This is a genomic window from Flavobacterium sp. MFBS3-15, assembly GCF_026107645.2.
Lineage (GTDB): Bacteria > Bacteroidota > Bacteroidia > Flavobacteriales > Flavobacteriaceae > Flavobacterium.
In genome coordinates, this window is record NZ_JAPCHV010000003.1 from 1 (window position 1) to 12,573 (window position 12,573).

At 47.4% G+C, this 12,573-nt stretch carries 3 protein-coding genes; all 3 read right to left on the minus strand.

The window, feature by feature from the left end; genetic code table 11:
• Positions 1–144: 144 nt before the first annotated feature.
• The 3 genes from OGH69_RS03750 to OGH69_RS03760 all read right to left on the minus strand — a co-directional run bounded on the left by OGH69_RS03750 (position 145) and on the right by OGH69_RS03760 (position 12,510).
• Positions 145–4,572 carry a lamin tail domain-containing protein gene (locus tag OGH69_RS03750; protein WP_265173110.1) on the minus strand — a complete coding sequence of 1,476 codons (4,428 nt, stop codon included), beginning with the start codon at positions 4,570–4,572 and terminating at the stop codon, positions 145–147.
• A 335-nt stretch (positions 4,573–4,907) separates the two neighbouring features.
• Positions 4,908–5,939, minus strand: a complete 1,032-nt coding sequence (locus OGH69_RS03755; RefSeq protein ID WP_265173111.1) for an endonuclease — start codon at positions 5,937–5,939, stop codon at positions 4,908–4,910.
• Between the two features lie 4 nt (positions 5,940–5,943).
• Positions 5,944–12,510 (minus strand): T9SS type B sorting domain-containing protein, encoded by a 6,567-nt coding sequence (locus tag OGH69_RS03760; RefSeq protein ID WP_265173112.1) that lies wholly within the window; start codon positions 12,508–12,510, stop codon positions 5,944–5,946.
• Between the last annotated feature and the right edge of the window lie 63 nt (positions 12,511–12,573).

Here is a 12,573-nt window from a genome sequence, read left to right on the forward strand (position 1 = left end):
GACTACTTTTGATTTATTATACACACCGCAAGTTAACAAACTTGCAGAATATAGGGAGCCCTCGGGCTCCCTTATTTGTTTAAAAAATTAGAGCTGCCTCACTTTTGAGACAGCCCCTTCCTGTTGTATTTAAAATCTGAATGCTTAGTGAACTACTTTCTTTGTTACGTTTTCATTGGTAACAGTACCCACTTTCACTATAAGCATCTGGCCTGAAGACGCAATGCTTTGCAGGCGTACTTCTTTTTGGTTGAAAGCATCCGAAGCAAACAACTGTTTTCCTGTAATGTCAAACACGTTTACTGATTTGATGTCCGAAGCAATTGATGTTATTGTAAGAACACCATCCTGCTTGTAAACCATGATTTGGTTCTCTTCGCTGTTAGCCTCCTCAACACTCATTGCCATCCTTGCGCCACCTGCGGCACCTGTTGTTACAACTATTGTGTTAGAGTTGCCCGAAACATTTCCGGCAACAGCCCTAACCCTGTAATAGTAGGTGGTTTCCGGTTCTAAGCCTTCTATTTCCTGGGTAATTCCTGATGCTACTTCAAAGTCTTCATAACCCTCAACAAACGATGGCGCTATACCTGCATAAGTGTGCGAACCAAGTCCTGTAACAACATTTTGATTAAGTACTTCCCACTCCGATTCCAGTGTTGGGAAGCCTGAAGCAGGATTTGTTGTTACACCGCCTGTTACAAAAGATTTCCTTACAAGGGTTTTGTCTACCGTTGTGTTCGATGTGCTTGTCCAGGCTGATCCCGGATCTTCGCCCATTTTTCCGATGATGTCAACATTAGTTGCAGTAGAGATCCTGTATAGAGCAACGGCATCGTTACCATTGAAGTTTACAGAAGATACTACGGTTGCAGTGCCTGTATAAATGGTCGCGCCTGAGTTTTTGATAACAAGTACTGCATCGTTGGCAAGAGTGCCTGAAAGCTGTACATCGTTTACTCCGGTAGCTGAAGGACTTCCGTTAGAGTATAGCCTTACCCTGTAGTCAGACAGGTCAACGTTGGCTCCTGTACCGTTGTATATTTCAAGGTATTTGTTGGTAGAAGAACCTTCCACATATTCAGAGAAGAAAAGATCGGTTGCGGCTGCCGTTGTTCCGAAAGTAGATGAAGTACTTACATCGATCCTGTAGCTAACTGCTCCTTCTGCATTGTTCCAAAATGCGATGAAGCCTTCTGCGGTTACATCTATAGCATCTACTGCAACGGGGGCAATTACATTGCCAGTAACAAATGTTGCATCATTGCTGTAGGAAGTGCCGGCATTATTTATAGCATAGGCTCTAACATAGTAGGTTGTAGCTCCTGCAAGTTCCTCAAGTTCTGTCGTGAATGTACCAACGATTATACCTGAATCAGTAACTTTTATAACACCTTCACCATCTATTACTGGATTTTCAAAGGTAGAATATACAACCCCTCTCTCAGTTAATGCCGTACAGCCACTTAAGGTAACTTCGGCTTCAATAATTGCAGTAGAAGCAGTCAGTGCTTCTGCATCGTTTATAACAACTATAGGAGCCGTATCCACACCGGTACCTGCAGCTGCAATGTTTATGCTGTCCGCTCCACCACCAGCAATGGCAATGTTGCCTGCATAAGCTGTCTCGGCAGTCGGCTCGAATTTTACATAAACGATCTGCTCGAAATCGTCGCCATCCTGGGTTAGGTCAAGCGAGTCGGTATAAGTCCCTTCTTCTGTAATTGAGAAAGAATAGCCTGCAAGAGGGCCAACCGTTACATTATCTGCAGTAAGGAAAGCACCTGTTATGGTGAAAGATTCAGGTCCTTCAGAACCATTGATACATACATCGCCAAAAGCGGGAAGCTCGGTGGCTGTAAATTGTGGGTCTGTATTTTCAGTTGTAACCGCTGTAATTGTGTTCGAATTAGCACTTGTGTTGCCGCCTACAGCCCTAACCCTGTAGTAGTAAGTAGTCACAGGCGAAAGGCCGCTAACAAGCTGCGAAGTACCCGTAGTTACAGCAAGGTTTTCATACCCCGGAAGGAAAGAAGGTGTTGTGCCGGCATAGGTATGCGAACCAAGATTGCTTACTGTATTCTGGTCAAATTGTGTCCATTCAGCTTCAAGGGTTGGGAAACCTGAACCTGATGGGTCAACAGTTACGCCGCCTGTTACAGTAGCTTTACGTACAAGGGTTTTGTCTACTGTTGTGTTTGAAGTGCTTGTCCAGGCAGAACCCGGGTCGTTACCGATGTTTCCAAAAATATCTACGTTGGCGGCAGTAGATATTTTGTAAAGCGCTACAGCATCGTTACCGTTAAAGTTTACAGAGGCAATCACGGCAGCAGTGCCGCTATAGATAGATGCTCCTGAATTCCTGATCACCACAACGGCGCCATTGGCAAGTGTTCCTGAAAGCTGAACATCATTTGAAGTTCCCGAAGCCGAAGTGCTTCCGTTAGAGTACAGCCTTACCCTGTAGTCGGCAAGGTTTACATCAGTACCTGTACCATTGAATATTTCAAGGTATTTGTTTGTGGATGAACCTTCAACATATTCAGAGAAGAACAAGTCGGTAGCCGGCGTAAGAGTACCAAATGTTGGCGATGTGCTTACGTCAAGCCTATAGCTTGCAGCGCCGTCTGCAGCATTCCAGTTGGCTACAAAGCTTTCATGGTTTTCATCGGTAGCATCAGTAGCAACAGGTGCAACCACAGGGCTTGTAGTAAAGCTCAGTTGAGAGCCGTAGTTTGTTCCCCCGTCATTAGTTGCGTATGCTTTAGCATAATACGTTGTACCGCCTGTAAGTCCGGTAAGGTTAACTGTATATTCACCCGTGCCTTCGCCTGCATCAGCTACGTTCATTGTACCGCTGCCTCCAAGTACAGGGTTTGTTGTGGCGCTGTATACTATGCCCCTTGCGGTTACATCAGTACAGCCTTGTGCGGTCACTTCGCCTTCAATTGCAGCTGTCGATGCCGATCCGGCTACAGCAGAATTTGTTGTTACGGTGCCCTGCGTGTTAATGCCCGATCCTGTTGCAGCTATATTGATGGATGTTGCATCGCCTCCGCTTACCGGGATATTGCCATTATATGAACCTGCAATCGTAGGGGCAAAAGTTACCCATATATCCTGTGTCAGGGTTCCTGTTTGAGGTATGGCAAGCGTTGCGGTGTAAGTGCCAAATTCTGTAGTAGAGAAAGTATAGCCATCCAGCGGACCAACTGTAATATCGCCGGCCGTAAGGTTGATACCATTTAGGGTAAACATTTCTTTACCCTCGGCAACATTGACACATACTGAACCAAAACCGTCAAGTGTACCGGCTGTAAGTGTAGGAAGCGTGTTTTCAAGCGTTGAAGCGTCGGTACCTGCGCCAAAGGCAGTTTCTACCGGTGTGCCTGCATTGTTTCGTGCTTTCGCTGCAAAAGTATAATCTGTAGCAGCTGTAAGTCCGGTTACGGTAACAGTTCCCCATTCCGCTGCAGTCCTCCATACAGCTGAAGCGCCCAGGGCACCGCTTGCCTGTACATATTGGCCGGCTGCTTCCTGTATCGCATAGCGTGTGGTAGCAGGGTTGCTGTTTTGTGATGTGGCCGTGATGGTCACATCAAGAGTATAAATAGCAGCGTTATCTACAGTAAGTATGCCCGGCACATTAGCCAGGGTATAAAAACTTGCATTGGCGCCATTGGTTGGGGTGCTGCCTACAGTGGCAACGGCCCTAAAGTTGTATTGTGTATTAGGTGATAATGAAGAAATAGGTGCGCTGATGCTTGTAGCTGAAGTGCCTGTTACTGATGATGGTGTTGCGGCAATGCTGCTCCCGTAGCTTGTAGTAAGCCCGTAGCTGAATGAAGCGGCAGCTGTTGCACCGTTAGCATTGATTGTGCCGTTTAAAGTCGCAGACGAAGTGGTTATTGCGGTAGCTGCAGACGAAGTTACAGTTGGTGCAGAGTTCCATGAAAGGACAACATTATCCAGGGCTATAGCATCCCTGCTTCCTGAACCGCCAAGTTCAGTGTAGCTCCAGCGGATCCACACGTTGCCACTGTTATTATTCACGGCAGAAAGATCTAGGTTGGCATAGGCCGTAGTCGTACCCGCAGCTATGGTACCCGATGCATAGGTGCCGCCGGTAACTGCCGTAAATCCTGTAGTAGCCGATGTGGTGCTGATTTCAAGGTTAAAGGAGTTGCTCCTTGATTCTTCCTTGATTTTTATCACATCATAAGAGATTGTCAATCCCGATTTTCCAGTTGTGTTGGCAATATTCAATACAATTGAAGAAGGGGAGAAGGTGCTTCCCGAGCCAAGGATGCCTATCCGCGACCCGAAATTGTAATTACCTCCTGAAACCGAAGAGGCGTTGCCTACTGTCATGGCATTGTCCACAGTGGTTCCATTATAGGCTGTCCAACCCGTTGGGTAGGATGTGCCCGAGGTGCCCGGTGTGGTGTTGAAATTTTCTGAATAGGGTGATGATCCCGGAAGGGTGACCTGGCCCCACATTGCCGTTGTTGCCGTCAGGGCAATAACAACCATCCAGGCATTGAGAAATGCCCTGTGTAACTGTGTTTTCATAAAATAATAATTTGTTAGTTGTCGCATTGAATATCAATGCAATACAAACTTAATTACTACTTGTTACCGGTTACTAAAAGAGAGGTTGTCTTACTGTAAGCAGGTGGTTATACTTACCTCAAATAAATGTTAGGGATTTAAATATTTTGTTAATTAGTAAATATGTTTTGAATATTTAGCTAATATGTGAATTTTTTAACCAAAAAATGAATTATTAAAAATAACATAAAACTTCTGGAGTTCTTAAAAAGGAAACCCCTGCCGTTGGCTGGCAGGGGAATCCGGATCAAAAAACTAACGAACGACGCTTTTTATATCAGTGCAGATATGTATTGTTATTGCAGAATTAATCGGAAGGTTTTATGTTTTGCGCCATGCTGTATGTTCAGGATATATATTCCTGCGGAATTACCTTCAAGATTAACTTTATTATCTGTAATGTTGAGCTTTACCTGTTGCCCCAGGCTATTGTAGGCTGAATATACATAGTTGATGCCAGCGTTTTCAACAGTTACCGTGCCTGTAGTGACGGTGGGATAGACATGAATATTGGTAAACTGTATGTCTGCATTGGACAGTGTTCCCCAGGTATCCTCGGCATCAGGGCCGTTCCATATTATAGTGGCTATGTAGGGGTTGTCTATAAACGGGTTACGGTTGCCTTGCATGGTGTGTAAAATGGTATTGCGGTTTCTTTCGTATTGGTTTACAGGATCTTCGGCGTTCCATTCCAAAAAGATATTGGGCATGTCGCCAAAGTTGCTGTAGGATGTACTGCCCATGCCTACTTCGGTGGCAAGGCATTGCGTTCCGTAGCGTACATACATGTACATCATCATTCTTGCCACATCGCCTTTCCATTCATCACCCGGATAAAAATTACCTCCTGTAAGCGTAGTGGCATTACCCGATCCGTCGGCAAACGGCCTGTTGCTCCGGCTGTTGTTCATGCTGTTGTCTATAGATCGCAGGTGGTGCGCATCTGCACCGGGCCCTTCAAATTCCAGATTGGGGTCGCCCAACGAGCGCGGGTATACGTGTTCGCGTACCCACAACCCGGCACAGTTTGATGTATGGCAGCTCAGGTCCTTGTCCCGTGTACGGTCATTGGCTACATTGTCATCGTTGTCATCATAGCCATAAATAAGCAAAACATTTTCAGGATTGTCGGGATCAAGGTCCGATTGTTTCAGGGCATCCCATACATCCGGTGTATATTCCAGTTCATTGGTATGGGTAGTGGTTATCAGTGTTGCCAACTGTGCTTTTAGCGCGTCGCCTTCCAACTCAAAATCTATAGAGTTATAGTATGCCGGCATTTGAGCTGCACACAGGAAAGGGAAAAGGATAAAAAAGTAGTTCTTCATGGGACTAACGGATTAAGGAGAAGTGCGCTTTAAATTCCTTTTGCGCTCCCGATTCAGAACGGTATTCCAGTGTGAACCAGTAATCTGTGGCAGGCAGTGTCGCGCCATTATAAGTACCGTCCCATCCCGGGCCTCCGGGTTTAAGTCCGGCAATCACTTTGCCGTAACGGTCAAAGATATAAATTTTTGCATCGGGCTGCAGTCCAAGTCCTTTTATGTTCCATGTGTCACGCGTGCCATCCCCGTTTGGCGAGAAGAAACGCGGATAGTTAAGGGCATATACATCCAGCTCCAGCGTACCGCACAGGTGCTTATCCCTTACCGAGATGTGATATTCTCCTTCGTATATGTTTGTAAAGTAAGGCTCGTCCTGGAAAGGCCCGCCATCAAGGCTGTATTCATAATCGCCCGATCCGCCTGTTATGTGTACGGTAATAGTTTGGTTAAAATGGAAATCGGTAGCCGCATCGGCATACCCCAATGCCAGTGATGAGGTACCCACCGTTGCCGAATCGGTAGCTTCGCAACCCGTTGCAATATTGGTCACCTTTACGGTATACTCTCCCGGCTCATCTATAATTATGGCTGCGGTGTTAAAGGTAAGCACTGTTCCGTTGTGCGTCCATTCGTAAGTGTTTCCCGGGCTTATTATGCGCGAGCTTAGCAGCGCAGGGGTTATTTCTCCTGTTTCGTTGTCTACGCAAAGGTGCATGTCGCGCAGGTCTGGCAAAGGCAATGCATATACCGTGATAACATGAATGGCTTCATCCGTACAGTCAGTGCCTGTAGTATAGGTTATGGTCACAGTCCCCGGGGCAAGGGTGGTTACCAGTCCGTTGGCATCCACAGTTGCAATGCCTGTGTTACTGCTTCCCCATACCCCAACGGTTACGGTGTTGGCAAGCTGTATTTTTCCGCCTTCACAAACAGCATTGTTTCCGGTTATTGCACCGGGGTCGGGTGCCGGGGCAGGAGGGTTGTTTATGGTTACTGCAGTCAGCTGTGCCGAACATCCGGCACTGTTGCGAACGGTAACGGTGTAGGTGTTTGGCAGTACGTTGCTAAATATCCTCGAGGGGTAGAAGTTGGTACCATCAATGCTGTATTCCAATCCAATGCCGGCAGGTGAGTTTACTGTTATGGTACCTGTTGCGGTTGTACAGTCAGGTTGGGTCAATGTTACTACAGGCATGGCCGGTGTAAGGGGCTGGTAGTTGATGATGAAATGAGTATAAGCCGAGACACATCCCTGTGCGTTGCGTGCTGTAATAACATAACTACCCGGTGCCAGGTTACCAATGGTTGGCCCTGCCTGGTACGGCTGGCTGTTAATGCTGAACATTGTTCCCGGATCTGTTGGCGACACTATTGTTATGCTTCCAGTAGCAGTTGTACAGTCTGGTTGGTTTATAGTTATAACTGGTGCTGCCGGTGTGGCCGGAGGTATATTTATCGTTACGGTAACAGGTGTCGAAAGGCATCCTGCCGCATTTTTTACAACAATGGTATAAGTGCCCGGGTCGAGGTTGCCAAAGGCAGGGCTAAACTGGAAATCGCCACCGTTGATGCTGTAACTGATTCCATTTCCGGCAGGCGAATTCACAATAATGCTGCCTTTAGTGGCATTGCATCCCGGATGGAAAACATTAAGTATCGGCACATCGGGCGCAACAGGCACCGGATTGATGGTCACGACCCTTACCGGCGAAATGCATCCTGTAGCATTGGTCACTGTAATATTGTGTTGCCCCGGCAGTACATTATTGAAAATATTGGATGTTTGTCCCGGCAGCCCGTCTATGCAGTATGTAACACCTGCTAAAGGTGCTGTAACGGTAATAGTTGCGGTAGTTGCGGTACAAGTGGTCTGTACTATCGATACTGTTGGCTGTGCGGGCGTAGATGGCCCCGGATTGATAACATAAGTCGCCGAATCCGAAACACATCCCTGGGAATTCTTTACCCTGATTTGGTAAGTACCCGGCACAAGGCCGCCAAAAGTTTCCGACGTCTGGAAGTTTACCCCGTCTTTACTGAAGGTAAATCCGTTTCCTGCACTTGGTGAAGTTATGGTAATGCTGCCTAAAGTGGTACATCCGGGATCAATGCCTGTTAACGCAGGAGGAGCAGGAGGTGCCGGTATCGGGTCTATGGTGCGCACTGTTGCCGTAGAAACACATCCGGCGGCATTACGGATGGTGATGGTGTAAGTAGTTCCCGGTGTAAGGCCACTAAATACGGGGCTAGCCTGGTAGTTAATACCATCTTTGCTGTATTCAGGGGCACCTCCCGCCGGAGGCGTTACGGTAATGGTACCTGTGCTAACAATGCACGTAGGCTGGGTAACTGTAACCACAGGTGCAGCCGGTGTTGCAGGTACTGGGTTGATGGTATGGCTTGTTGCCGGCGAAATACACCCTTCAGGACTTTTTATCGTTACGCTGTACATGCCTGGCGGCACATCATAAAATATGTGTTCCGTTTGGTAATCCACCCCATTGCGGCTGTAGGTAAACCCTGCTCCGGCAGGATTGGTTACAGTAATGCTTCCGGTAGGGGTCTCGCAATCCGGCTGGCCCGAAATAAGCTGCGGTGCCGCCGGTATAGGAGGTGCAGGATCAATCATCTGTACCGTTGGTGCCGAAACACATCCGGCTGTGTTCTTCACGGTAATGTTGTATGTACCAGCCGATAGGTTTGTAAACGATGGATTAGAAGAGTAATCTACCCCGTTACGGCTATAGGTAAGTCCGTTTCCGGTTGGATTTGCTACAGTAATGCTTCCTGCCGTAGTACACCCCGGTTGGTTGACAGTCAGAGTTGGTGCATCAGGAGCATCAGGGATATTGTCAACGGTACGTACTGTTATGGCCGAGATACATCCGTCTGCATTCCTTGCCGTAAAATTATAGGTCTGTCCGGGAACAAGTCCGTTAAATACAGGGTTCGTTTGGTACACATTATCACCTTTACTGTATTCGAGTCCGGCAACGGCAGGCGATATAGTAGCCGTTCCGGTGGTAGTAATGCAATCCGGCTGTACAACCGCAACATCCGGTGCCGCCGGAGTAGCTGGGGCTGCATTAATAATCTGCGTTGCAACTGGTGATATACACCCGGCAGCATTTTTAACCGTAATGTTGTAAGTGCCTGCATCAAGGTTGGTAAACATTACTTCGTCCTGATAGTTTACACCGTCTTTGCTATAGGTAAGGCCTGTCCCAGTTGGGTTTGTTATCATTATGGTTCCCTTCGGTGTATCACAATCCGGCTGTTCTGCGTTAAGCGTTGGGGCTACCGGGGTTTCAGGCTGGTCGGCAATTACAACAGCAAAAGCAACCGAGACACATCCCGCCGCATTTTTGGCAGTAATGCTGTAGTTGCCCGGATTCACCGTCGCGAAGGCAGCAGAAGGGTAAGGATTATAGTTTACCCCATCAAGGCTGTAGGTAAGGCTTGCGTCCGGTGTGGCTATACTTATGCTTCCCGTAGGTGTATCGCAATCCGGGTTGGTAAAAGTAACCGTTGGTGTTGCCGGGGCAGTTGGTATGGTGTTAATACTCTGTACTGTAGCGGTGGAAATGCAGCCACTCGAGTTTTTCACGGTAATGCTGTAGCTGGCTCCCGGTGTAAGGTTGTCAAAAACCGGGCTACTCTGGTAATCTACACCATTTTTACTATAAGTAATACCCGGACTTTGAGATGGAAATGTTACCTCAATCGAGCCTGTTGTGTCAACACAGTCCGGTTGGGTTACATCCAGTACAGGGAGGCTTGGCATGTCCGTCCCGGAATTAACGGTTCCGGATGTAACGGTCGAAATACATCCCGCGGTATTTTTCACGGTTATGCTATAAGTTCCCGGCTGAACATCTTCAAAATTAAGGGTGTCAAAATAATCTGTACCATTAATACTGTAAGTCAGGCCGGTTCCCAAAGGAGAATTTATGGTTATACTTCCGTTCTCTTCCCCGCAGCCCGGTTGATCGACAGTAACATTAGGAGCAATTGGTATTTCAGGCTGGTCATTTATAACCACAACCCTTGCAACCGATATGCATCCGGCCGTATTTTTAACGGTAATGTTGTGAGTACCGGGGTTTAATGTAAAGCCGGTTTGATTCAGATAATCGGTCCCGTTTACGCTATAGGTAAGGCCGTTGCCAATGGGAGCTGTAATCGTTATCCATCCTGTGGCAGTGTCGCAATCGGGCTGGCTTATTACAACGGTTGGCTGGTCAGGTGCTCCAGGCACGGCATTTATTGCCTGTACTGTTATTGCCGACACACATCCGTCAGCATTCTTGGCTGTAATGCTGTAGCTTGTCCCGGGTGTAAGGTTGTCAAATAAAGTTTCCGGCTGGTAGTTAATGCCATCTTTACTATAGGTAATACCCGCCCCAACAGGCGAGTTAACAGTTATGCTGCCCGGTGTTGTACATGTAGGGGGAACGGGTGTTACCTGCGGAGCTACCGGTATTTCCGGTGCATCGTCTATAACCTCTACAGTTATGGCAGAGGTACATCCGTTTTGGCGTATGGATACATTATAGCTGCCCGGCAGCAGGTTGGTAAAGACAGGGTTTGTATAATAATCTGTACCGTTAATGCTATAGGTGTAGCCGGTTCCGGCAGGAGGTGTTACAGTTATCGTGCCCCTGTCAGTATCGCAATCCGGCTGTTCGGCTGTAACAACAGGTGCAGCCGGTGCTCCCGGCACAGTATTTATTACCTGTACTGTTATGTTCGAAACGCATCCCGCAACATTTTTTGCGGTAATGTTATAGGTTGTACCCGGAGTAAGGTTCTCAAAGGTTGTGCTTTCGACATAGGTCACCCCGTTTATGCTATAAGTGTAAGTAACATTCGGGTCACCCGGATCGCTAAGTGGGGCTGTTATTTCAATAGTTCCTGTAGGTGTAGTGCAGGTAGGCTGTACAACGGTTACTGTCGGTGCTTCAGGTTTTTCCAGAACATACAGTTGCGCGGCATCGGTACGCACAACACAATCTGGAGAAGTCGCTTCCAGATAGTACTGATTTCCATCCATGGCCACCTGTGCGCCGTTTACAGTGAGTGTTGCCGTTGTGGCCCCGTTATAGGTAGCATTGTTGGTAACGTTTACCCAGGTGCCTGAGGCTGTAAGCATTTTCCACTGGTAGGTAAATCCTGTAGCGGGTGTTATGATGACATTGAAAGCAGTGTTTGCATTTACGCAAATTGTTCTTGGTACAGGATGGGTAATAAGCGGTAGCGGGGCGCTCGGGCCGTTTGCGGTATGAATGCCAAGATTAGAACAAAACTCATCGCCGTAGGCATTCCAGTCGGCCAGGGCAAAAACTTCCTTTGGCGCAACGGCATTGGGTTTTCGTATCATGGTGTAACCTTTACCAGAATTATCTCCGGTGCCAAAGGGAATGTGTACGTTATCTATCAGTTCGTTAGACGGGTTGAACAATTCAAATTCGTCATTGGCATTGATACCGTTGGTTAGAGGAAAATGTGTTGCTACGCCGGGACAAGCAGCCGTAATATTTATCGAAACCATATAGCAGGACTGCGGATTGATGGTTCCGGTAAGTGCCATGTTGTAATCAGGCGCATTGTTGTTTGGTGAGGCAAGGTTTATGTCTCCATAGCGTAGCAGCCGGTATCCTGAAAGGTTTATGGGTTGCGTGCTTGGGTTATAAAGCTCTATCGAACCGGGCGTGCCGCTGTAGGCGTCGTATATTTCCGAAATGTATATTTCCGGTGATGTGCAATCTGAAGCAAGCAATGTAAACGGTGTTCCGGCTGTGGCCACACAACCGGCTGCAGAAGTTACGGAGATATTTCCTGTTGTTACCCCGGCAGGAATCATAGCTTCAATTTGTGTGTCCGAAATAACATTATACGTCATATTGATACCGTCTATCTTTACCGAAGCGGTATCGCTAAAACCCGATCCGGTTATGGTAATCATGGTGTCTTTTGGGCCTGATAGCGGAGTATAAGAAGTTACAGAATTGGTACAGCCCACACTGCCGTTCAGGGTAAAGTCGTCCAGCCTGAAAAATCCGTTGCCTGTAGCGCCGGTAAGGGTAAGCACTACCGTTACAGTGCCTGTAAGCCCCGAGACCGCATTGGCCACAGGTGTAACACCCATAGATGTTCCTGCTGTTGGCATAGTGCCGCTACCGGCGTTAATTCCGTTTATGGACATCGACCACGCCGAATGCCCTGAGCTGCTGCGCTGTGTCCAAAAATTGAAAGAAGTGATATTAGCGTGATAGGGCGATGTAACGTTAAAAGTCAGTGTAATGGTGGTAGTTGCCGGAGTAGTGACAACCATGATGCCCTGGCCTGTTGCGCCGGTATTGCTGGTCCATGTGCCGATGCTGTTTGTCCATGACGAGCCCGAAAGGTTAGGGGCCAATGTTGCAGGCGAAGCAGTGTACGGATGTGAGTTTATGGTAGTAGTACCAAAGTTATGGTAGTAAATCTGTGCCTGGGCTGCATATCCGGAGAAAAGGACAAAAAAAAATTGCAACAGCGGGATGAGGCCTGTGTGCTTTTTGTTTTTTTGTTGCATGTTTTTAGTAATTTTTCATAGCGGGTTTAACAGGGCGAAGTTAAAAGTATTGGACTTTAGCCT

Coding starts and splice junctions, on each gene's coding strand:
- OGH69_RS03755 (WP_265173111.1), bottom strand. CDS start 5,939: ATGAAGAACTACTTTTTTATCCTTTTCCCTTTCCTGTGTGCAGCTCAA.
- OGH69_RS03760 (WP_265173112.1), bottom strand. CDS start 12,510: ATGCAACAAAAAAACAAAAAGCACACAGGCCTCATCCCGCTGTTGCAA.
- OGH69_RS03750 (WP_265173110.1), bottom strand. CDS start 4,572: ATGAAAACACAGTTACACAGGGCATTTCTCAATGCCTGGATGGTTGTT.